Origin of the sequence: Nocardiopsis deserti, from assembly GCF_008638355.1 — a bacterium.
GTDB lineage: Bacteria > Actinomycetota > Actinomycetes > Streptosporangiales > Streptosporangiaceae > Nocardiopsis > Nocardiopsis alborubida.
This window is the reverse complement of record NZ_VWVS01000027.1, coordinates 18,240-37,958: the sequence shown is the minus strand read 5'-3', so window position 1 is coordinate 37,958 and position 19,719 is coordinate 18,240. Positions and strand designations below refer to the sequence as shown.

Below are 19,719 nucleotides of genomic sequence, written 5' to 3'. Positions count from 1 at the left end.
GGCGGACACTGTGCCCTGTTGTCCTTCCTGCTGCCTCCCTGGTGCTTCGTCGTCTCACGACTCCAACGCGCTTAATGTCACCTCGGTGTCGTTCATGCGAAACCGCCACGGCTCGGCGTCTCCTGCTATACGGTCCTGCCATGGAAGAACACGACACACTGTCGGACGCCTCGAACCTCGACGTCCTGTCCGATGACGCGGCGGTCGGGCCGCTCGTCCGCCTCGCCGCCCTCGCCCACGCCCTGGACGCCCCCGGCGCCCCGGCGCCCTCCCGCGCCGAGCTGCGCGCCGGGCTCGCCGCCCTGGGCGCCGCCGAACCGGCGCTGGAGCGCGCCGCCCTGGTGGTCACCTCCCACGCTCGCGCCGCCGGGCTCACCTGGCCCGAGATCGCCGACGCGCACGGCGGGCGCCCCGATGCCCTGGCCCGGCGCCACACCCGGCGCCGGGAGCGCTTCCCCGACTACGCGCCGCCGCTGGCGCCGACCCTGGAGGCGTACACCGCGCACGCCGCCGACCTGCTCGCCCCGGTGCTCACCGAACGGCCGCTCTCGCCGTTCCTCGCCCACCTGGCTGCCGAGCGGCTGGGCGCGGTCCTGCTCACCGCGCACTGGGAGCGCGTGGACGCGGTGGGCGTCGCCTCCTGGCTGTCCGACGACGCACTGAGCGAGCCTCACCAGCGGCTGAACCACCACTACAGCCAGGAAGCCGGGCACGTGCGCGGGGTGCTCAACGCCCACGCCCTGGACCCCGGCCCGGTCCAGGCGTCCCTGGTCGACCTCATGCGGGAGGCCGTGGGCGCGGAGGACCTGCTCCGACACCTGCATCCGGTCCACCCTGTGCCCCGGCCCGCCTGGGCGGTGCCGGCCGCCACCGGCCCGGACGCCTCGGCGCCGCTGCCCCCTGCTGCGGCCGAGCGGGACGCTGACGCCCTGGTGGCCATGGATGGCGGCGTGGGCGTGCTCAACGTGGCCGTGGACCACGACAACGGCGTGGTGAAGCCGCACCGGGCGACCCCGAAAATCCTGCGCCGACTGCGGGAGGCCGGGCTCGTGGACACCGGCGGCCGGGTCACCGACCGGGGGCGCGCGGCCCTGCCGCTGGCCACGGACCGCGTGACCGGCCAGGGCCGGAGCGCGGTCTCCGGGTACGCGCCGGTGCTGGTGCGGGCCGGGCTCGACCGGGCGGCGGCCGCCGCCCTCACCGCACCGCTGACGGCGTTCACGGCCACGGTGGAACGGGTCAAGGACCAACAGGTGGACGGGGAGCTGCGCGGCGTGCTGCACGCCCTGGCCCCGGTGCTCTCCGACGGCGACCCGGCCCGGGTGCGGTTCCTGCTCGGGGCACTGCCCCACCTGCACCTGACCGGTCTGGAGGACTGGGCGTTGCTGGCCCTGGCCGTGGCCGAGCACGCCCCTCACCTGGATGAACGCGCCGACACCGCGGCGCTGGCGGAAGGCGCTGGGCTGCCCTCCGGCGCGGCCCGTCCGCTGGCCGAACTGGTCGACGCCGCGCGCCTTCCGGTTCTGGCCTCCTACGCCCCTGGCGCCCCCGCCTCGGCCGTCGCCGACGACCTGGCCGCGGTGATCGTCGCGGTGGACACCGCGAACGTCTCCGACCTTCCGGCCGTGCTCGACCAGCTCGTCCAGGCCGAACGCCTCGACCTGGAAGCGGACCAGCCGCACCGGCTCACCAGTGCCTGGGAGGACCTGGTGTACGCCCTCACCGACGGGAGCACCATCCGATGAGCGCCGATCCGATCTACCAGGCTCTCAAGAGCGTCAACGACAGCCTGGCCCGGATCCGCCTCCACCAACTGGAAACCGAGCGAGACGGCGCCGCCCCCTGCGATCACATCATCAGCACACCGTGGATGACCAGGCAAGGGTTTCCGATCTTCGCTCAGTGCCGCCGCGCCACCGACCACGACGACCTACACGAAGACGAACACGGCCGCCGGTGGCACCGCAGCGGTCTGCTGGTCGAAACCGAAGAGAATGAAGGCTGATGACGACCACGCCGAACCCCGGGCACGCCCCGACCGGGGAACTGGACGACGCCGGCCGGGCCCTGCTCGCCTCGATCACCGGAACCGCGGAGGATCGCCCCCCCCGGCGGCGGGGGAGCGGTACGGCTCCGCACAGGCCCTGGTCCTGGACCAGGGGCAGGCGTGGACACCGGCGCCACTGCCCGCCGACCTGGAGCCGTACCGGGGCGTCCCGGGATTCTGCTACGAGAACGCCCTCCACGTGGTCGACTCGGTCTCCGGGCTGGTGTACGTGGAGGGCTACGCCTGCCCGGCCTCGGGGACGGGCTGGGCGATCCCGCACGCCTGGGTTGGGCGCCTGGAGGACGGGGTGGCGCTGGATCCGACCTGGCCCGCAGTCGGGACCGCGTACTACGGCGTTCCGCTCACGGCCGCGTACCTGCACGATGCGCCGCGCGCCCTGGGGGCTCAGGCGCTGCTGGTGGAGATGCTCCCGCGTTCGGTGCGCGCGGGCGGGCTCCCGGCCGGGGCGGTGGCCATCGGGACCAGGTGAGCGGGTTTTCCGCGACCCCAGTCAAGGGCGGTCCACGCTGTTACGCTGGTAGAAGTCGGAGCGCGGAAACCCGACGGGCCGATGCCTGAATGGTGTGGTACACCTATTTTCGCACGCAACATCCGCCGTCGGAGCGGCGGCCTCTTCTGAGCAAAGGACGCGGAGCGCGTCCACTTCGCCCGTGGGCCGTCCTGGTGCACCAGGGCGGCCCACGGTGTTGTGTCTGCTACTCGTCCTGCTCGGCGGCCTCGTCGGCGATCTCACTGACCAGGGATGCCATGTTCACGGCGATGTCGTTCATCGCCCCCGCCGTCTCCCACCCGGGCAGGTTGACGTCCCACCCGTTCTTTTTGGCCTGTTCCCAGTAGACCATGTTCGTCCTGAGGATCTCGTCCCACGCTTCCTCATGGGCGGCCAGCCTCTCCGGGCTCAGTCCCCGGAGAGCAGCCCGGTAGTGCTCGGCCCACTCGTCGAACAGGTTGTGGAACATCACGTGGGGGTCGGCGGGGCGGCCCTCGTGCAGCTCGATGGCTACGGGGACGGCGTCAGGGTCGGGGACCAGGTCGCGCAGGTCGTCGGAGAGGTCGGACACGGGGGCCTCCTCGGGCTCGGGGTGGGAACGTCGCCCATCATCGCAGCGGGCCCCCGGCGACGGGGTTGGAAGGGCGTTTCGGCGCTCACCGGCGCAGGACGTACACGCGCTCCTCGCCCTGGATGGGGGCGGTCTCGCATCCCGCGGGCGTGGCCAGGTAGGGGCCGCGCCACACCCTCCGGGATTCCCCGGTCGACGGCCAGTGCCGGGTGATGCGGTGTGGTCCGATCCACCACCGCACGCTGTAGGTGCGCCCCGTGCCGTCGCTGGGGGCGGGCTGGGCCCCGGTGGCGGCGCCGGTGGGCGGCTCGTAGCGGCGCAGGGTCACGTAGTCCACGGTGCGGGTCGGGTCCCCGCCGGCGCGCTCGATTCTCCGGGCTGAGGCGCGCGGGGCGCTGACGCGCTCCACGTCGTGCAGGCTGCGGCGGCTCGCGGGCTGGCGGATGACCAGCCAAGTCGCCAGCAGCATGCGCATCACGGCGATGGTGTCGTTCTCCGCTTCCTCGACCCCGTCGCCGTTGATCAGCGCTGACCATGGGCGCTCGCGGCCGTCGGCCGGGAGACGGCACTCCCACAGCGGGATCACGTCGGGGATGAGGTGGGGCTCGGTGTGGCGCTCGACGCCCGCGCGCAGGGATCGGCCGAGCCGGGGCGGTTCGGTGGTGGTCGGGTTCAACAGGAGGTTGACCTCGATGCTCCGGCCGCGAGTGCGCCACATGACGCCGTCGGGGGCGTAGCTCATCCCGTCGTCGGGGTCGACGGGAACGCGGGGGCGGCGTCCCCAGATGAGGATGCCGTGAGGCTGGGGGAGGTCGTCCTCGGCGTCGACGGCGAGCGTGCTGAGCTGGGCGGCCATCTCCTGGGCGGTGTCGCACATGTCCGGGTCGACGTAGACCATGCCAGCCTGATCCAGGGCCTGGCGCCAGCGGTCGGTGACGCGGCGGGCCTGGTGGGCGTCCATCTCGGCCGCCGCTGCGATGGTGTTCACCGCGGCGGGGGAGGCGTACCAGTCGGCGAGCCGGTGGCGGATCTCGGGCAAGTGCCGGGGGCTGATCGCGGGGACGCTCATGGGACCAGTGTGTGCCGTACCGGTGACAATCCGCCAGGTCCGGAGTTTCCCGGGTTTCCCGTTTCCCTCTGCGAGGGGCGCGGGCAACACCTGGCCCGGTGAGCTGTGGGCCGTCACGCTGGTGACATGCCTTCAACTCCTCTTCGGATGCTCTCCTTCGGCTACGCCCACGCCGCGCCCCCGTCCGGGATGTGGTTGGTGTGGGATCTGCGGGCCCTCCTGAGTGATCCGGCCCGTGCGCTCGATACCCACCAGCGCCAGCGGACCGGACTGGATCCGGTGATCGCGGCGCACGTGGTGACCACGCCCGGGGCGCTGGAAGTGGCTGCGGCCACGGTGGCGGCCCTGGACGTGCTGCGGCGCTGGACCGGCGCCGGTCCGGTGGTGATCGGCTGGGGGTGTACGGGCGGTCGGCACCGCAGCGTGGCCATGGCCGAACACCTCGCGGACGCCGCACGGGTGGCCGGGTGGGCGGTCGACGTCGTCCACCGGGATCTGCACCGGCCGGTCCTGGCCACCTGAGCCGAACCCGCTGCGCGGCGGGCGACGGCGCTCTACCGTGGCCTCATGACTGCACCTCGCACCACCGTCCCGCCCCTGGTGGACGACCAGGCGGCGGCCGCGCTGCACTCCTACCTCGACCACGCCCGGCAGGGAACCGAGCTGGCGGCCGCGCTCGCCCCGGCGGGGGAGACCGGCCCGGCCGAACGCGGGCAACTCCTGGACGACGCGGCGGCGGCGCTGGACTCGGTGGGCCCGGCGGGCGTTCCGGGGGAGGTGGTGGCGGCCGCGGGCCGGTACTGGGCCGGGCGGGTGGTGGACCTGGGCCGCGCCCTGGCGGCGGAGGACGACGCTTCGGCGGCCGCCGACCTGCGTACGGATCGGGAGATCGCGCAGGATCACCACCAGGCCCTGGAGCACTTCCGCTCGACCTGACCGCGCCTCACTTCCGGTTGGAAATCTTCAACCGGCGCCGGTCCGGTCGGTCGGCGGCCGCGTAGGCTCGACCCATGACCTCGTCCGATGCCTCCGGCGCCCTGGTACCCCTCGCCGAACACATCACCCCCGGCCCTCGGCCGGAACAGAGCCCCGGCCTGGTCGACCAGATCCGGGCCGCGTGGCTGCTCGCGCAGCCCTCCCCGCACACCCGGCAGGCGTACGCCGGAGACTTCGACACGTGGCGGGGGTTCCTCGACGGCCTGGGCGTGGACGTCCTGGCGGCCCGGCGCACGCACGCCGACGCCTGGGCGCGCGTGAGGGAAGCCTCCCAGGACGCGCCGGCCACGCTCGCTCGGCGCCTGGCCGCCGTCAGCGCCTTCTACGCCTTCGCCGCCGTCTACGTGGATGAACTCGGCCTGGCCGAAGACGTGGACGTGACCAACCCGTTCTCCCTGGTGCGCCGCCCGCGACAGGATGCCGGAACGAGTACGCGGGCGCTCACCGCCGGGGAGTACGCGCAGCTGCTGGCGGCGGCCGCGGAGGAACCCCCGGTGTGGGGGGCGCGCGACGCCGCGGTGGTGACCGTGCTCGGCCTGAACGGCTTCCGGGTCTCGACCCTGACCGCACTGAACGTGGACGACCTCGGGGTCCAGGGCGCGCACCGCACGATCTCCTACCGGGTCAAGGGCGGCCGCCGCAAAGAGGCGCCGCTCGCATCGGTGACCCTGGTGTACCTGAACTCCCACCTGGACGCGCGCCGGGAGTTGGGCGAGTTCCTGCCCGGGGAGCCGCTACTCCTCGCGGGCGACGGCGGGCGACTGGACCGCCACCAGGTGAACCGGGTCCTGGTCCGGTGCGCGCGCCGCGCCGGCCTGGCCGATCCGGACGGGGTCCACGCGCACGTCCTACGCGCCACGTACCTGACCGTGGGAGAGGAAGCCGGGATCTCGCTGCGCGACCTCCAGCAGGGCGCGGACCACCAGGACCCGCGCACCACGGAGGGCTACATCAAGCGGGGCCGGCGCCTCGACCAGTCGCCCACCTACCGGCTGGCAAACCACATCCTCGGCGCCGAGTAACCCACACGCCCACCAGACGACTGCTGAGCAGTACACCCACGCGGCGCATCGCATCACACACGGATACCGGCGTTCGTGCGCGTGCGTGCATCCTGACGTGGACACACATGGCTGTTCTGTAAACGAAAAACGCGGTCATGGGGATGGCAAAACCGCCGCCTTTCCTTTACATCGTAGATTATTTGTGGCGCGGATCCGGCGGGCGCACCGGGCACGTTAAAGTATGCGTACTTAAAAGCTCCAGATCAGAGGGAGATATGGCATGGATTCAGCTCCTGCGCAGGTGCGGTTGCGGGTGCGGCTGCGCGCCCGCACCGCTCGGCGGCTGGCCCGGGTGCGCCACCAGCAGGACCGGCGGTGCGCGGACGCTCTGGCGTCCCGTCCGGAACTGGCGCTGGTCGATGACGATGGGGAGGCGCTGCCCGCGGCGGAGCTGCGCGCGCGCAAAGCGCAGAGGCGGGCCCTCGTGGCGTCCTGGCGCGCACGGGGCCGACTGCTCGACACCAACGACCTGTTGGTGAACGTTGCGGTGCGCGCCGAGCTAGTCGCGCGCGGGTGGGATCGGCCCTGGCCGGATCCCGGGCCCGACGCTCCGGCCCCGGCCCGCTGGCCCGGTGCCCGCTCGTCGGGGTACCCGGTGGCTGTGGTGGTGCTCCTGGACGCGGCGCTCGTGCGGCGGGTGCGGGCGGCGTGCTGGGCGCACAGCGCCCCGGCGATCGCCGCCATCCGCGAGTGGCGGGAGGCGCACCCGACCCTGACGCACCGGTGGCAGAGCCCGGAGCTGTGGGCGGAATACGACGCGCTCGCCGACCAGGTCGTGACGCCGGCCGCGGTGTACCGGGCGGGTCTGGACCGGGTGCTGTTCACGGCGCACACCGGCGACCCGCTTGGGCCACTTTAAAGTGTGCGTACTTAAGAGTAGCTGGTCAGAGGCTTGCACCGGTTTGCGCGTGGCGTCGTGGTGGGGCTACGGTACGGCCCATGACGACCTATGACGGCTGGGGCCGGGTCCCCGCCTACCTGATGACCCGCACGCAGCTCGCCGAACTCGAATTCCCCCGGACCCCCGGCACGGTGGCCGCGACGGTAAAGACCTACGACTGGCGGGGCAAGCCCGACGTGCTCGCCCTGTACGACTGGCGGGAGGCGGCCCCGTCCCCGGCCTCGGCCGCCCAGCTGGAGGCCGCGCAACGCTCGGTGCGCGAGTGCGGCGAGTGCGGCGCTCGCCCGGACGGCAAGCTGTGGGAACTGTCGACAGGTCTGCGGGTGTGCCGCCCCTGCCTGCTGGTCGCCCGGCTGCGCAAGGTCCAGCGCGACCTGGCCGACCAGCGCCGGGGCCACGCCCGGGAGGTCGCCGAACTGCTGGCCGCGACCCCTGGGCCGGTGGTGGTCTACCCGCGCCGGATCCGTCCGCCGAAACCGGCCGGGGCCACGCGCACGCCTGCGGTGTGCGCGGTGGAGCTGGACACCTTCGCCGACGGGCGCCGGGCCCGGGTGGTGCTGCGGGTGGGCGGCGCCCGCAACCCCCACGTCCCGCCCGGGGCGGTGCCGCTCGCGGAAGGGGCGCCGGCCGCGGCCGCGCTCCTGGCCGGGCGCATACCGGTGGTGTGGGATGAGACGGCGGCCGACGAACTCGCCGCCATCGGCGAGCACCTGCGGCGGGCGGGCCAGGACGTGCCGGGCCGGGGACAGGTGTGGGCGGCGCGGTGGCGGGCGACGGTCTGGCGCGGGGACCTGGACGTGTCCACGCGGGCCCTGGGCGCCGTGGTGGATCCGGGGACGCCGGATCGGCTGGCGCTGCTGCTGCGCCGGATCGCCGCCACCGCCGACGCACCGGCGCCCGCCTCGACGGCGTGAACGCGCGGCCGCGCCCCCGCGGTGGGGGTGCGGCCGCCGGATCATCCCTGCCTGATGACGGCGGCGGTCGCGTTGTCGTCCACCGCCTGGGCGCCGGCCTCGACGTCGGCGGCGCGGGCTGCGGCGACCAGAGCGGCCGCGCACGCGGCCGGGTCGGCGGTCGTGGCCACGATGCGGCGCAGCTCATCGGGGGCCAGGGCGTCGTGAACGCCGTCCGTGGTGAGTACCACGGCCGCCCACGGTCCGGTGTGGGTGGCGGTACCCATGCTCGCGGGGTCGACCACCAGGCGCCCCAACGTCGACGTGACGACGTGGTCGAACTCGCTCGGGTCCTCGGCGACGGGCTCCCCGGCGGCGACCAGGGCGCGCAACCGGGCGCCCTCGGTGTGGTCGGTGGTGAGCTGGCGCAGGGTCGAACCGTCGGGGTCCAGGACGTAGGCGCGCACGTCGCCGGTCCAGGCGACCACCACGGTCTGGGCGTCGCCGACGGCGGCGGCGCCGACGGCGTCGGGTTCGGGCCAGCCGTCGGTGTCGCGACCGGTGAGGGTGCGCCCGGCGGCCTCCAGGGCGGCGGGGGCCGAGCCGCCGGACAGCGCCGAGCGGACGGCGCCCAGGGCGGCGCCCTGGGCGGCGGCGGGCACGTCGGGGTGAGTTCCGTAGCCGTCCACCAGGGCGGCCGCCCACGTGGTGGACAGGGGTACCCGGGCCACGGCGACGGCGTCGCACTGGGAGTTCCTGGGGCCCTGGTCGGTGGCGGTGCCGGTCCGGATCGGGGCGGCGGCCGCCGGGGCGGAGCCGGAGGACGGGCGCGGGGAGGGGATCGTGTTCATGCCTGCACGGTAGCCGGACCGGCGGCAGGGGGCGGGGCACACGGAAGGGGGCCGACGCGCGGGGAAGCCGCGTCGGCCCCTTCCTCGGGCAGGTGGTCAGGACGCGGTCAGGGCCTGGGCGTCGGCGTGGGCGGCGGCCAGGTCGACGCGGCGGCCGCACTCGGACGCCATCGCGGAGTGCATGTTGACCATGTGGCGCCGGGTCAGCCGGGCCTGGCGCTCGGGGTCGGCGGCGGACCACCGGGAGAGAACACCGCGGTCCCATCCGGCGTGCGCGGCGGCGCGGGGAGTGAGCCCCTGGGCGGCGCCGGCGTGGGCGACGGTGGCGATGTCGCGCAGGTAGTCCATGCGCATGCGCAGGTCCGCGACGGTGGCCAGGTGGCGGGTTTCCACCCGGGCGCCGCCCTCGACCTGGGCGCGGGCGCTGATCACGTTCGCGTGGGAGCCGATGAGCACCAGCGGGGCATGGGCAACCGCGTACTGGAGCCCGTCCAGAGCGCGGCGCGGGCTGATGTGGGACAGGTCAGGAAGGTCCGGGGCCATGAGGTCCCCGGCGATCATCACGTCATCGGCCGGCGACCAGATGAGAGCCTGGTCGGGCCCGGCGCGGTAGGCGCGGGACTGGGGCACGTGCGGCAGGCTGGTGCCGCCGGGGCTGAGCTGGGCCGGGGTCAGGACGCTGACGTGCTCGGGGACCCAATCGCGCAGCTCGATGCTGGCCAGGGTGTCGCCCGAGTGTTCGTGTCCGGCGAGGAGGACCAGACCGGAGACGTCGCGGCCGTCCAGCCACGCGGTGTACAGCAGCTCGGCGGTGCGGGCCAGGTCTCGGCCGTGGTCCACCAGGGTCCAGGCGGTCCCCCGGCGGCCGGACCGCTCGATCAGGGTCGCGCCGGGCCCGGCCGGGCCCGTGGTAGTCAGGACGTTCTCACTCACCCGGGTCCAGGCTGGGACCTGGTGGCCGTGCTCGCGGGCGGTCGTGGTCGTCGGTGCGGTCGCTGCGGCGGTCATCCATCCCCCTGTACCTCTACGGGTCGGTGCGGTGGGCGCCACCCGGGCCGGGGAGGTCAGGAGGGGAACGGCCGGGCAGGCTCGGCCGTCACCTCCCCGCGCAAAGTGCCCGGGTGGTCACCTACGTCTAGAGTGGCTGACCTGTAGCTTTCCGACATGGGCCAAATCCGCAACGGGAAACTATTGACATCCCGCCGGACGATCGTCTAAGGGCTGCCGAGCGGGCCGGTCACCGTGCACAGCTCGACGGCGCGGTACAGCGCCTCGACGGCCGGCGGCTGCTCGCCTGCGAGCATGGCCACGCCGATGTCCACCGGCCGTTCCCCCAACTCCACGAACTTCGTCCCGGGGTAGACGCCGAGATCGCGCGCGGCCAGGGCGTTGACGCCGATGCGCCCGGTGGTGAACACCGCGGGCGAGACGTGTGCGGGCTCTCCGAGCGTGGTCTCCCGGCTGCCCTCCATGACCGGCAGATCCGCCCAGACCTCGCCGAGCCGTCCCGAGACGTCCGTGTAAAGGAACTCCTCGTCCTGGAGGTCCTCGGCGTAGAGAATCGGGGCATCGGCGAACTCGCTGCCCATCGGGACCACCACGGCCCGGGGAGAGCGGTAAGCCACGTGGGTGACCAGCTCGGCCGGCTCGGCGCTACCGAGCTGCTGCACGGAGATATCCACGCTGCCGTCCAGCACGGCACGGTCGTGGTTCTCCGCTGTCAGGGGGACGTACTCCAGCCGGACATCCGGCCACGACCGGCGCCAGCACCGCATGATCTCGCCCGCGTCTTCGGAGCCGAGCCCGACGCCGAGGATGCCAACACGGATCCGGTCCGTACCGGCTTCGTCGCCGCGCGCGGCGCTGGGGAGGTCGGCCAGACCACGCATCATGCGTTCGGTCTCGATGGCCAGTCGGTTGGCGGCGGGGGTCGGTTCGACGGGGCGGCCGGGGCCTCTGTGGAACAGCTGCACCTGTAGATCACGCTCCAGTTTCCTGATGCTGCGGGACAGCACGCCGGTATCGAGATACAGGGACTCGGCCGCCCTCGCGAAATGCCGATGCTCGTAGACCGCAACGAAGTGTGTGAGCCTTCGGGGGTCCAGTAGCTGCATCGTCACCTGCGCCACCTCCTAAGTTCCTCGCCGTCTGGTCACTTTAAGTGCGGACGAAACGACATAAGGTAAAGGGATGGCAAAGCCCCTCGTCCTGGTGGTACCCGTTCAGCGCAGGGCCCACCACGGCGACGGGAGGTGAAAGGGTCAGGGTGGTCAGCCCTGGAGGGCGGCCACCAGTCGACGCAGTGCGGTGGGGATGCGTCCGATGCCGCCGCTGTCGCGCCGTTCGGTGACCTCGTCGCTGCCGCGGGTCTGAACCAGCTCGTAGGTGGATCCGGTGACGTCCAGGGCGGCCAGGGTGCGGTTCTCCACCGCGCCGGGGGTCTGGCCGGTCACCGGCGGGGGAGCGATGCCGAACGCGGCACTGGCCGCCCTCGCGCGCAGCTCCTCGCGGGTGACCTTGGTGGCGTACCCCTCGTACCTCACCGCCACGGCCCACAGTGGCGGGGCTCCCACACGGAGCTGCTGGCCTACCTGCGGCTCGGCCTCCAAGGAGGCGGCCAGGTGGTTCATGACCTCGGCCGGGTGCCCCCATGCCTCCTCGGGCAGGGGCACCTGCCACAGGATGCACCCCACGTCCAGGGGGCCGGCAAGGAACAAGGCGGGCGGCTCGTTCCACTCCACGCGGCCGGTGATGTGGTCGTGGAACACCTGGATCAAGGCGTCCGGGTCGGGGGTGGGTGAGCGCACGGGCGAACTCCTCGTGTGTACGGGGTGGGGCACCTACGGTAGCGACCGCCGCGGCGGGCTGGGCGGGCTTTCGCCAGCGGCGCGGAGACCAGGGCGGCGCCGGAAACGACGGCGGCCCCGGGGAGAGTGCTCCTCGGGGCCGCGGCGGTCCGGGCGGGGTCAGCCGGGGTAGGGGTCGGACGCCTCCCACAGGTCGGCGAACAGCATCGTGTAGGCGTCCAGGACGCGCACCGGGGGGCCCGGCGGGGTGTACCCGCCCATCGGGCCCTGGACCAGGACGCGGCCGACGGCGCGCAGGATCGCGAACCCCGGGGGGTGGACGGGCACGCACGGCGGGACTACCCGCAGTTCGACGTGGTCCAGGCGGGCCAGGTCAGCGACCTGCGCCCACTGGCGCGACATCGCGGCCGCGGGCAGGACCTCGCGGTCGATCCCGGCGCGGGTGACCAGGATCCGGCGCTGGTGCACCCGGACCGTGCGCAGGACGGAGACGCGCACCATGCGGTCGGCCACCGCCCGGCCGGCCTCCTCGTCGGTGAAGACGTCCCCGGCGGTCAGGGCGGCAGCCGCGTACTCCTGGGTCTGCATGGCCTCGGGGATACCGGTGGGCGCCCACTCGTCCACGGGGCCGGCGGCCTCCTGGCGGCTCACCTCGCGCTGGCCGAGCATCATGTCCGCGGCCAGGGCGCGGGCGGGGTCGGTGGTGGTCCTCATCTGCTGTTCTCCTCGGTCGGGGTGGGAAGCGCAGCGGCCCCCGAGAGGGGTCTCGGGGGCCGCTGGACCGCCGCCACACCGGCGGCGGTTCCCCGCCCGGCGGGCGGGGGCCGCCCCTGGCAGGTGGGGCGGCGTGGGTCCGTGCCCGGGACGGACGGGTCGGCGGGCACGGGGTCCGGGGTAGTCAGGGCAGGTAGGGGCGGACCAGATCAGGGGGCGGCGCCGTCTCGGCCTCACGGATGCGGTGGCGCAGCTCCTCCGGGGAGGGGGCGCGCAGGACCTGGCCGGCGTGGGCGGCGACGTAGACGCGGCCGTGCCCGGTGGTGGTCTGGGCGTGCACCGACCACCGGGGGTGGTCGCGCTCGATCAGGTCGACGTGGGGGTCCTCGCGGCGGCGGCGGGCCTGCACCGGAACCACCTGGTACGGGCGCGGCGCGGGCGCGGGCTCGGGGTCGCAGGTCGCGGGGCGCACGGTCGCGGCCGCCAGGGTCAGAACCAGGTCGGGCAGGCTCATCGGGGCCCGCACGGGATCTCGGCCTGCACGGTCACGGTGCCATCAGTGTTGATCAGCCAGGACCAACCGCGGCTGATCGCCTCGACCAGGCGCAGCCCCAGACCGCCGGGGACCTCGGCGTCGGTGTCCTTCACCCGCGGGTAGACGTGTTCCTCGCCGTGGCGAGGGCCGTCGTCGGTGACACGCAGAAGGTAGTGGCCCTCGCGGGTGAACAACTCGACCACGACGCGCCCGCCCTCGTCCCCGGACTGACTGTGGCGCAGGGCGTTCGTGGTCAGCTCGCTGGCGGCCAGCGTCACATCCGTGGAGTGACGGGGGGTGCTGCGGGACGCCCCGGCGGCCCACCGGCGCACGTCGGCGACGGCGGCGAGCTCGTGGCCGATCACGATGCCGGAGTGGTGGGCCGAGCATGTGACCAGGCGGCGGGGTCGTCCGGGCAGTGGTACCGGTCCGGTGCGGTGGGACATCGGCTCTCCTTGGTCTGGAAACGCCCCCAATGACAGGTAAATGCCATGAGGTGCCGTGGCTCAACCATGCACACTCTCAATCCAGCTAGCCACTGATAGGCGCTCATTCAGCCAAGATTGCAGCATGCCACGGCATAGACATGGCATTCACCTGTCATACTTGCGGCATGGCACGACAATCAAATGTGGTCGATCAGGTAGCTCTGTCCCGATTCGCCGAGGAACTCAAGGCGCGGCGCGTGGATGCCGGCCTGAGCCAGGAGGAACTGGGTGAACTCGCCGGGTACTCCCGCCAAGCCGTCGGTGAGGTCGAACGCCTTCGCCAGCCGCCCACGCGCACGCTGGCGCAGAAGCTGGATGACGCGCTGGAGGCTGGCGGGGAGCTGCTGGCGCTGTTCCCCCGGCGCGGCGTTCCTGAGCGCAGCCGTTTGCTGAACGGGTACGTCCCGCTGGAGGAACAGGCGGCCGCGCTCGACCAGTTCCACGCGCAGGTCGTGCCCGCCCTGCTCCAGACCGAGGACTACGCGCGGGCGGACCTGGCGGGCACCGTGCCACCCCAACCGGAAGCGGTGTTGTCCGAGTGGCTCCACACGCGCATGGACCGCCAACGGTCCGCCCGGAACCGGTTGGCGGCGCAGTTCGTCGTGGACGAAGGGGCCCTTCGCAGGCAGATCGGCGGACCGCAGGTCATGGCCGACCAGTACGCGCACATCCTCGACCAGATGAACAGCCAGTGGGTGACCGTGCAGGTGCTACCGTTCGCATCCGGTGCGCATCCCGCGCAGCACGGGGCATGCACGCTCCTGCACCTGGACGGGCCACCCGCGGAGACCGTGCTATACGTCGAGACGATGGCCGGCAGTCAGACCAGCGTGGACCACGCCATCGTCGCGCAGGCCACCCGGCGTTTCGCGGCGCTGCGGGGGATCGCGCTGTCACCGGCGGCCAGCCGGGATTTCATCCGAGCACTAGCAGAAGGACGCGCCCATGAGCATTCCGATCCCGCCCGATGAGGCGTTCCACAAGTCGTCGTACTCCTCTCAGGGCGGCGAATGTGTGGAGGTCGCGCGGACCGGGAGCCACGCCCATCTACGGGACACCAAGCACCGCGACAGCCTGTGCCTGTCGGTTCCCTCGGCGGAGATGGCTGCGTTCCTGCGCGCGGCCCCCTCCGCGTAGTCACACCCGCTCAGAGACGACGAACGGCCCCCTGCCACGGCGACATGGCAGGGGGCCGATGTGGTCCTCAGGCTACCCACAGGGACCGGTGGAGTCACTACTCCATCTGCGGAGTCTCCTCTACTTCTTGCCCTTGGGCAGGTGGGCGTCCAGCGCAGCAGAGATCAGGTCGGACCGGGTGACCTCTGGCTCTCCGAGCGCCTCGGCCGTCTGCTCGCACAGGCGGTCGATGATCTCCAACTCCCCTTTGAGAGGGCGGATCCTGAGCGGGAGTTTGTCCTCGGGCTCGCGCTCCCCCGGGGTGGCTCGGAGCGGGAACAGGTCGTCCGCTGGTGGCGGTGCGGGCCGAAGTCCGCGAACCAGGTCGGCAAGGTCGACATGGTGGGCGCGGAGCGCGTCCAACACCATGGCCGTGTGTGAGGGGGCGTCTCGCCGAGCACGCTCAAATCTGCGCATGACGCTCATGGGGACGTTCACCACGGTGGGCCGGACCATCCGATCGGCCTCGGACGCGGTGGCCGATGCCGGGGGTTCCTCCTGCGTTGGCTCCGCCTTCGGAGTCTGCGCCGGCCGCGGCGTCGGCTGTGGCTTGGGAGCCGGGGCCGGGGCGACCGGCTCGACCTCCTCGGGAACGTCCTTCTCCGTTGCCTCTGGCGCCTCTGGAGCGACCTCCGGGGTCGCCGGTTCCTCCGGTGCGGCGGGGCTCGCGGGCTGGTCCCGCCTCTGGGTGAGCATGGCGGCGAGCCCTTGTCCCCGGTCGCGGGAGCCGAAGGACGACAGGTCGGGGTCCGGCGCCTTGTGGACGTTGCTGCTCATGCGGTCTCCCGCTCCTTTTCAAGCACGCGGCCGAAGATCTCGCCGGCCAGGGCCTGGAACTCGTCGGCGAGGGTGGCGGCCCGCTCGGTCGGCAGCACCGTGCCCGTGACTCGTCCAGCGCGCACGTCCCACCACTTGGGGCCGTCCGTGGCGGACTCCAGCTCGGTGAAGACCTGGCCGCGTTCGCGGCTGGCCTCGGCCGCGCTGTCGATTCGCCGGATCACCTGCTTGAACACGGGGGCCTCGCTGCCCACCTTGCGGAGGTCCGCCTCCAGCTTGGCGCGGATGCGCTTGCGCTGGCCGACTTCCTCGTCTCCGCCGGTCTTGGCGAAGGCGTACATGATGACGCCCAACAGCTCCAGTTCAGGATTGAGTTCCGCGGCCTTGGTGAACCTCTTACTGACCTTGGCCAACCCTTGGCGTGCGCCCTCGTCGAACGTGACGGGGCTGACCGCCCACCGGGCGGTGATGAGCGCCAGGTCCTGGAGCATCGGCTCCAGGGGCGGGCAGTCGAAAAGGATCCAGTCATAGGCCGGCGCGATGTCGGCGACGGCCTTAAGGAAGCTCAACCGCGCATCGTCCAGGGACCCGCTCGCGCCTCGCGCCACCAGAATCCCCGGGACCATTTCCAGGTTGTCACCGCCGGGCAGAGCGTCCAAGTTGGGGCGGACGTCTCGGATCGGGGCGAGCTTGCTGGGGCCCATGACGGACTGGACGATGCTCATGCCGCCGTCGTCTCCCGGCGTTCCCTGGTAGCCCAGATCCAGCCCCAGGTTGCCCTGCGGGTCCATGTCGACCACCAGGACTCGGCCCGTCGAATCCGACGATCGCAGCGCTTCCGCCATCAGAGATCCCAGCTGAGCGGTGCACGTCGTTTTGCCCTGCCCACCCTTTCCGTTGATCACCGCGATGGCCCTGGAGAGCACCGATCGCGCCTTGATGATGCTGTCGACCTGCTCAGATGTGAGCTGTGTAGGCATGGCACGCCCTGTTCTATGGGGGTTGTGTACAGGGCTGTCGTACCACAGATGCCCACTCCACTGGATGTCGTTCTGATCCCAAGTGACGTGAATACTTGGCCAGATCTCCCCCTGAGACAGCGTCAAACGTAACTGGTGACGTATCTCGCGACGTATTTCACGGTGTATCTCATAAGACATCTCATGGGCAGAGTCCACAGGCCCGTCGTACTCATGCGCGTAGTCGCACCCGGGGCGACGTGAGGCATCGCGAACGCAAGTAAACCCGAAGCGTGAAAGAGCTTCCGGCGCGTGGATGCGCATCCGAGAGGTAACGCAGTCCCGGCCTCGTAGACGAACGCGGAAGGTAGTGAACTACCGCGCGGGACCGCGCACGTTCAGACGCCTAGAGTCGTCCTCGTCGTAGACACCGCGCTGCTCGCCGCGAGTGTGCGCCAGGTCGGACGCGCGGTCTTCCTGATTGGCTAGCTGGGAAGCGGTCGCGGCCGTCAGCACGGACCGTTCGCCGAACAGCGACACATGAGGGCCCGACCAGTTCTCTGGTCGGGCCCTCATGCATCCGCGCGGATACCTACTAGCGGCATCCTCCGGGCATGGTGTGGTACTTCTTGTCCTCCGGGTCACCGAAGTCCGCGGGCAGGCCGCATCGCTCGCAGCGGCCAACCAGGATGGTGTACCCGCACACCGCGTCCTCGACCAGGCCGCGGGTGCCCCGCGGCGCGTAGGTGAGTACGTACTGAGGGCCGTTCGTCACAGTGCACTCGGGCACGGGGCAGTAGTAGCCGCGGGCGCCGATCGCACCGGTGGGCTGCATCGCGGTCCGGCACTTCGGGCAGGTGGGCGCAGACATGATCAGCCCTCCGAGTGCGCGTTGGCGATCCGGAGCACACCGACGGCCTCGGCGAGAGCGGTGAGGTCCCGCTCAGCCTCCGTCATGGGGGGCGTGGTCGGCGCGGGGTTGGTGGACTGCGCTGCGGTACGGTTGGACACAGGAATCTCCTTGTAGCGAGGCGTTTCCGGTTGGGCCCGGGGTTGGCGCTGCGATCGCCATCACCTCGGGCCCTTTGCGTTGCCTGAGTTCGGGCTGCGATCCCGAACAAGACCAGCATGCACTATGAAGTTCATAACTTCAACACTTACGAACTTCGCATGTTGCGAACTTATGAGGTATGCTCATCTGCGGAGGTGAGCACATGATTCCGACACAGGACGCGCCGTGACGGCCACGGCGGTGAGGACACAAGTTCCGAAGTTCGGCACTCTGGGTGATGACCACGATGGCCGCCACGGAATGGAGCCTCACCAAATGACCGAATCGCCCCGAACCCGGGTCTATCAAGGCCGGGCAGGCGAGACGCAGCGCCGCAAAACCGTGCCGATGTGGCGAGACCAGTGGAACGACCTGACGCCGCTCGCACGTGACCTACATGCGGCAAAAGAGGATCCGGAGGCTCCCCGGATCACCGAGAACACGTTGATCCGCGTAGCCGTAGATGTCCTCCTTGAACACGCCCACCTGCTGGCGGGGGAGACGGAGGACGACATCCGCAACAACTTGCTGAATGCCCTCAACAACGACCAGTGACCGAACACCCCGACCGGCGCCACTCTCGCCAAAGATCCAGCGCACGGCCGGGGCCAGGACAGACCGAAAGGGCTCTGACCTTGTTGAACAGAGTAGGCCCCAACCAGGGCACGAACAGCCTGAGTGACAGGGATGTCACTCCGCCGGCCACGGCTCAGCCGGGCCAGTGGATGGACAAGCCTCCCGGGGTGCGGGAGATCCACCACTATGGCCCCGGGATGGGACGGCCACGCCCGAACGTCCACGCTCCCGAAAACCCCGCACCGGTCAGTGACCGTATCTCGGCCGGGTCCCTGGTGGTCGCCGGCCTCCTGATCGCCGTCGGAATCGTGGGCGGGATCTGGGTGGTCTATGACGCCCAATTCCAGTTCGCGCTGCTGCACAACCACGAAAACGAAACCGCGGCGCACATTCAGGCCGCGGTGCCCGAGCTGGTGTGGATCGCGATGGCCCTGGTGGGCCTGTCGCAGGCGCTGCGCGGACGCAAGAGTGCGCGGGTGACCTCGCACATCTTGTTGTTCTTCAGCTTGTCCATGGGCGCGCAGCTGATGTACGCGATGCCCAACCCCGGCGGGTACCTGGTCGCCATCATCACGCCGTTGGCTCTGGCGATCCTGCTGGAGACGTTCATTGACGGCGTGTACCGGTGGGCCAAGTCCAGGGACGGAGAGCCGCCGGAAGAGCGCTCGATCCTGGCCACCGTCGGCAAGGTCCTGCGGCGGGTTCCCAAGCTGTTCTGGCTGCTGCCGATCGCCTTGCTGGTGGGGTTCGTGCTGGACTTCCATGGCACCGCACAGGGCACGCGGGCGGTCCTGCTGGCCGTGGTTCCGTGGACGTGGTTGATCCTGCTCGCCTACCCGCTGGCGTGGCTGATCCGGCTGTGGCTGGACAAGGAATCGACTAAGACCGGGCTGGCGGACTGGTTGAAGGACCACATCCCTTACGCCCCGGGGCGCACGAAGGTCCAGGATGACGCCCGTCGGGCTCGCGAGGATGCCGAGATGGCCGCGCGCAAGCTCCAGTCGGCTGAGCAGATGGCCGCGGAGATGGTGCGCAAGGCCGAGCGGGACAGGGACCAGGCGATCGCCGACCAGCGCGCCGAGCACATCGCCGAGACCGACCGGTTGGGCGCTGAGTTCGCTGAGCAGATGGCCGAGCTGCGCCGCACGGCGGCCGAGAACCTGGCTGAGCAGCGGGAGGCGTTCACACGGCAAATCGGAGAGCTGGAGGAACGACTCCACTCCCTTGATGAGGGATCGGGGGCGGCCCTGCGAAAGGCGCGCGAGGATGCACAGCGTCAGCTCGGTGAGGCGCGGGCCGAGTTCGCCCGCATGCGGGAGGCCGACCGGCAGGAAGCGGACCAGCGGATGCAGGGGCTCCAGGCCGACTATGAGCGCAAGCTGTCTGCGGCGAACGCTCAGGCTGCCGATGCTGTCCAGCAGCTGCGCGCCAGCTCGGTGCAGGTGCGGGAGTTGACCGCGCAGGTCGAGAAGATGCGCGGGGCGGCCAGCGGCCGGGACCGGCTGATCTGGGCCTATGAGGCGCTCCAGCGTCGCGGTGACCACAGGTTCGGTGACCGGGCGGAGGTGCGCACGGTGGTGCGTGAGCTGTTGGAGGACCCCGAGATCGGCCTCCAGTCGGTCAACACCGCGTGCAACTACGTGACCGCGTACCTGGACGAGAACCCGCACCTGGGTCAGAACGCCTTTGCGGGGATGTCGTGAACTGCGAGCACAATGAGACGACAACGGTCC

Annotated in this window: 25 protein-coding genes; 12 read left to right on the top strand and 13 right to left on the bottom strand. The window is 71.5% G+C overall.

Features of this window, described 5'->3' with window-relative positions; genetic code table 11:
• The first annotated feature begins 140 nt into the window (after positions 1-140).
• Genes FYW99_RS29015 through FYW99_RS29005 form a run of 3 tightly spaced genes read left to right on the top strand, consistent with a single transcriptional unit; the run spans position 141 to position 2,537 of the window.
• Complete coding sequence (locus FYW99_RS29015) at positions 141-1,745, top strand: hypothetical protein (RefSeq protein WP_150255275.1); 1,605 nt, start codon at positions 141-143, stop codon at positions 1,743-1,745.
• Positions 1,742-2,005, top strand: coding sequence for a hypothetical protein (locus FYW99_RS29010; protein ID WP_150255272.1), 264 nt, complete (start codon positions 1,742-1,744; stop codon positions 2,003-2,005). The genes FYW99_RS29015 and FYW99_RS29010 overlap by 4 nt, the downstream gene beginning before the upstream one ends.
• Positions 1,995-2,537, top strand: a complete 543-nt coding sequence (locus tag FYW99_RS29005; protein WP_150255269.1) for a hypothetical protein — start codon at positions 1,995-1,997, stop codon at positions 2,535-2,537. The genes FYW99_RS29010 and FYW99_RS29005 overlap by 11 nt, the downstream gene beginning before the upstream one ends.
• A gap of 226 nt (positions 2,538-2,763) precedes the next feature.
• On the opposite strand, the gene FYW99_RS29000 is transcribed toward FYW99_RS29005, so the two are convergent.
• On the bottom strand, positions 2,764-3,129 hold the full coding sequence (locus FYW99_RS29000; RefSeq protein ID WP_150255267.1) for a hypothetical protein: 366 nt from the start codon (positions 3,127-3,129) through the stop codon (positions 2,764-2,766).
• Between the two features lie 85 nt (positions 3,130-3,214).
• A complete protein-coding gene (locus FYW99_RS28995; RefSeq protein ID WP_150255265.1) occupies positions 3,215-4,198 on the bottom strand; it encodes a hypothetical protein in 984 nt (327 codons plus the stop codon).
• A 126-nt stretch (positions 4,199-4,324) separates the two neighbouring features.
• On the opposite strand from FYW99_RS28995, the gene FYW99_RS28990 reads away from it, so the two are divergent.
• The 5 genes from FYW99_RS28990 to FYW99_RS28970 all read left to right on the top strand — a co-directional run bounded on the left by FYW99_RS28990 (position 4,325) and on the right by FYW99_RS28970 (position 8,073).
• Positions 4,325-4,720, top strand: coding sequence for a RapZ C-terminal domain-containing protein (locus tag FYW99_RS28990; RefSeq protein WP_150255263.1), 396 nt, complete (start codon positions 4,325-4,327; stop codon positions 4,718-4,720).
• 45 nt (positions 4,721-4,765) lie between these two features.
• The gene (locus tag FYW99_RS28985; RefSeq protein WP_150255260.1) at positions 4,766-5,134 is read left to right on the top strand and encodes a hypothetical protein; all 369 of its coding nucleotides are present in this window, start codon (positions 4,766-4,768) and stop codon (positions 5,132-5,134) included.
• 74 nt (positions 5,135-5,208) lie between these two features.
• Positions 5,209-6,216 carry a tyrosine-type recombinase/integrase gene (locus tag FYW99_RS28980; protein ID WP_150255258.1) on the top strand — a complete coding sequence of 336 codons (1,008 nt, stop codon included), beginning with the start codon at positions 5,209-5,211 and terminating at the stop codon, positions 6,214-6,216.
• A gap of 262 nt (positions 6,217-6,478) precedes the next feature.
• On the top strand, positions 6,479-7,117 hold the full coding sequence (locus FYW99_RS28975) for a hypothetical protein (RefSeq protein WP_150255256.1): 639 nt from the start codon (positions 6,479-6,481) through the stop codon (positions 7,115-7,117).
• A gap of 80 nt (positions 7,118-7,197) precedes the next feature.
• A complete protein-coding gene (locus tag FYW99_RS28970) occupies positions 7,198-8,073 on the top strand; it encodes a hypothetical protein (protein WP_150255255.1) in 876 nt (291 codons plus the stop codon).
• 41 nt (positions 8,074-8,114) lie between these two features.
• On the opposite strand, the gene FYW99_RS28965 is transcribed toward FYW99_RS28970, so the two are convergent.
• From FYW99_RS28965 to FYW99_RS28935, 7 genes are all read right to left on the bottom strand, one after another.
• Entirely contained in the window at positions 8,115-8,903 is a 789-nt protein-coding gene (locus FYW99_RS28965) for a hypothetical protein (RefSeq protein ID WP_150255252.1), read from the bottom strand.
• A 96-nt stretch (positions 8,904-8,999) separates the two neighbouring features.
• Positions 9,000-9,911, bottom strand: a complete 912-nt coding sequence (locus tag FYW99_RS28960; RefSeq protein WP_150255250.1) for a hypothetical protein — start codon at positions 9,909-9,911, stop codon at positions 9,000-9,002.
• A gap of 206 nt (positions 9,912-10,117) precedes the next feature.
• Entirely contained in the window at positions 10,118-11,032 is a 915-nt protein-coding gene (locus FYW99_RS28955; RefSeq protein ID WP_150255248.1) for a LysR family transcriptional regulator, read from the bottom strand.
• A 141-nt stretch (positions 11,033-11,173) separates the two neighbouring features.
• Complete coding sequence (locus tag FYW99_RS28950; protein ID WP_150255246.1) at positions 11,174-11,710, bottom strand: hypothetical protein; 537 nt, start codon at positions 11,708-11,710, stop codon at positions 11,174-11,176.
• 159 nt (positions 11,711-11,869) lie between these two features.
• Complete coding sequence (locus tag FYW99_RS28945) at positions 11,870-12,424, bottom strand: Scr1 family TA system antitoxin-like transcriptional regulator (protein WP_150255244.1); 555 nt, start codon at positions 12,422-12,424, stop codon at positions 11,870-11,872.
• 184 nt (positions 12,425-12,608) lie between these two features.
• Positions 12,609-12,938, bottom strand: coding sequence for a hypothetical protein (locus FYW99_RS28940; RefSeq protein ID WP_150255241.1), 330 nt, complete (start codon positions 12,936-12,938; stop codon positions 12,609-12,611).
• A complete protein-coding gene (locus FYW99_RS28935; RefSeq protein ID WP_150255239.1) occupies positions 12,935-13,405 on the bottom strand; it encodes an ATP-binding protein in 471 nt (156 codons plus the stop codon). Before FYW99_RS28935 ends, FYW99_RS28940 begins: the two co-directional genes overlap by 4 nt.
• A 167-nt stretch (positions 13,406-13,572) precedes the next feature.
• On the opposite strand from FYW99_RS28935, the gene FYW99_RS28930 reads away from it, so the two are divergent.
• Positions 13,573-14,418, top strand: coding sequence for a helix-turn-helix domain-containing protein (locus FYW99_RS28930; protein WP_190394854.1), 846 nt, complete (start codon positions 13,573-13,575; stop codon positions 14,416-14,418).
• Positions 14,393-14,584: a DUF397 domain-containing protein gene (locus tag FYW99_RS28925; RefSeq protein ID WP_150255235.1), complete on the top strand. Its 192-nt coding sequence runs from the start codon at positions 14,393-14,395 to the stop codon at positions 14,582-14,584. The genes FYW99_RS28930 and FYW99_RS28925 overlap by 26 nt, the downstream gene beginning before the upstream one ends.
• A gap of 120 nt (positions 14,585-14,704) precedes the next feature.
• On the opposite strand, the gene FYW99_RS28920 is transcribed toward FYW99_RS28925, so the two are convergent.
• The 4 genes from FYW99_RS28920 to FYW99_RS32015 form a co-directional block, all read right to left on the bottom strand.
• Positions 14,705-15,400, bottom strand: coding sequence for a hypothetical protein (locus FYW99_RS28920; protein ID WP_150255233.1), 696 nt, complete (start codon positions 15,398-15,400; stop codon positions 14,705-14,707).
• Positions 15,397-16,380 (bottom strand): ParA family protein, encoded by a 984-nt coding sequence (locus tag FYW99_RS28915; RefSeq protein WP_190394853.1) that lies wholly within the window; start codon positions 16,378-16,380, stop codon positions 15,397-15,399. The genes FYW99_RS28920 and FYW99_RS28915 overlap by 4 nt, the downstream gene beginning before the upstream one ends.
• 574 nt (positions 16,381-16,954) lie before the next feature.
• Positions 16,955-17,230: a hypothetical protein gene (locus tag FYW99_RS28910; RefSeq protein ID WP_150255229.1), complete on the bottom strand. Its 276-nt coding sequence runs from the start codon at positions 17,228-17,230 to the stop codon at positions 16,955-16,957.
• A 2-nt stretch (positions 17,231-17,232) separates the two neighbouring features.
• The gene (locus tag FYW99_RS32015; protein WP_190394852.1) at positions 17,233-17,370 is read right to left on the bottom strand and encodes a hypothetical protein; all 138 of its coding nucleotides are present in this window, start codon (positions 17,368-17,370) and stop codon (positions 17,233-17,235) included.
• Positions 17,371-17,686: 316 nt separating this feature from the next.
• On the opposite strand from FYW99_RS32015, the gene FYW99_RS28905 reads away from it, so the two are divergent.
• Together FYW99_RS28905 and FYW99_RS28900 are read left to right on the top strand one after the other, a co-directional pair.
• Entirely contained in the window at positions 17,687-17,965 is a 279-nt protein-coding gene (locus FYW99_RS28905; protein WP_150255227.1) for a hypothetical protein, read from the top strand.
• Positions 17,966-18,153: 188 nt separating this feature from the next.
• Positions 18,154-19,689: a hypothetical protein gene (locus tag FYW99_RS28900; protein ID WP_150255224.1), complete on the top strand. Its 1,536-nt coding sequence runs from the start codon at positions 18,154-18,156 to the stop codon at positions 19,687-19,689.
• The last annotated feature ends 30 nt before the right edge of the window (positions 19,690-19,719 follow it).

What these genes read in the sequence shown, in the direction of transcription:
- FYW99_RS28945 (WP_150255244.1), bottom strand. Translation starts at nt 12,424, where the DNA reads ATGAGGACCACCACCGACCCCGCCCGCGCCCTGGCCGCGGACATGATG.
- FYW99_RS28940 (WP_150255241.1), bottom strand. Translation starts at nt 12,938, where the DNA reads ATGAGCCTGCCCGACCTGGTTCTGACCCTGGCGGCCGCGACCGTGCGC.
- FYW99_RS28960 (WP_150255250.1), bottom strand. Translation starts at nt 9,911, where the DNA reads ATGACCGCCGCAGCGACCGCACCGACGACCACGACCGCCCGCGAGCAC.
- FYW99_RS28965 (WP_150255252.1), bottom strand. Translation starts at nt 8,903, where the DNA reads ATGAACACGATCCCCTCCCCGCGCCCGTCCTCCGGCTCCGCCCCGGCG.
- FYW99_RS29010 (WP_150255272.1), top strand. Translation starts at nt 1,742, where the DNA reads ATGAGCGCCGATCCGATCTACCAGGCTCTCAAGAGCGTCAACGACAGC.
- FYW99_RS28925 (WP_150255235.1), top strand. Translation starts at nt 14,393, where the DNA reads ATGAGCATTCCGATCCCGCCCGATGAGGCGTTCCACAAGTCGTCGTAC.
- FYW99_RS28985 (WP_150255260.1), top strand. Translation starts at nt 4,766, where the DNA reads ATGACTGCACCTCGCACCACCGTCCCGCCCCTGGTGGACGACCAGGCG.
- FYW99_RS28970 (WP_150255255.1), top strand. Translation starts at nt 7,198, where the DNA reads ATGACGACCTATGACGGCTGGGGCCGGGTCCCCGCCTACCTGATGACC.
- FYW99_RS28935 (WP_150255239.1), bottom strand. Translation starts at nt 13,405, where the DNA reads ATGTCCCACCGCACCGGACCGGTACCACTGCCCGGACGACCCCGCCGC.
- FYW99_RS28995 (WP_150255265.1), bottom strand. Translation starts at nt 4,198, where the DNA reads ATGAGCGTCCCCGCGATCAGCCCCCGGCACTTGCCCGAGATCCGCCAC.
- FYW99_RS28910 (WP_150255229.1), bottom strand. Translation starts at nt 17,230, where the DNA reads ATGTCTGCGCCCACCTGCCCGAAGTGCCGGACCGCGATGCAGCCCACC.
- FYW99_RS28980 (WP_150255258.1), top strand. Translation starts at nt 5,209, where the DNA reads ATGACCTCGTCCGATGCCTCCGGCGCCCTGGTACCCCTCGCCGAACAC.
- FYW99_RS28920 (WP_150255233.1), bottom strand. Translation starts at nt 15,400, where the DNA reads ATGAGCAGCAACGTCCACAAGGCGCCGGACCCCGACCTGTCGTCCTTC.
- FYW99_RS29005 (WP_150255269.1), top strand. Translation starts at nt 1,995, where the DNA reads ATGAAGGCTGATGACGACCACGCCGAACCCCGGGCACGCCCCGACCGG.
- FYW99_RS28915 (WP_190394853.1), bottom strand. Translation starts at nt 16,380, where the DNA reads ATGCCTACACAGCTCACATCTGAGCAGGTCGACAGCATCATCAAGGCG.
- FYW99_RS28990 (WP_150255263.1), top strand. Translation starts at nt 4,325, where the DNA reads ATGCCTTCAACTCCTCTTCGGATGCTCTCCTTCGGCTACGCCCACGCC.
- FYW99_RS28930 (WP_190394854.1), top strand. Translation starts at nt 13,573, where the DNA reads ATGGCACGACAATCAAATGTGGTCGATCAGGTAGCTCTGTCCCGATTC.
- FYW99_RS28975 (WP_150255256.1), top strand. Translation starts at nt 6,479, where the DNA reads ATGGATTCAGCTCCTGCGCAGGTGCGGTTGCGGGTGCGGCTGCGCGCC.
- FYW99_RS29015 (WP_150255275.1), top strand. Translation starts at nt 141, where the DNA reads ATGGAAGAACACGACACACTGTCGGACGCCTCGAACCTCGACGTCCTG.
- FYW99_RS28905 (WP_150255227.1), top strand. Translation starts at nt 17,687, where the DNA reads ATGACCGAATCGCCCCGAACCCGGGTCTATCAAGGCCGGGCAGGCGAG.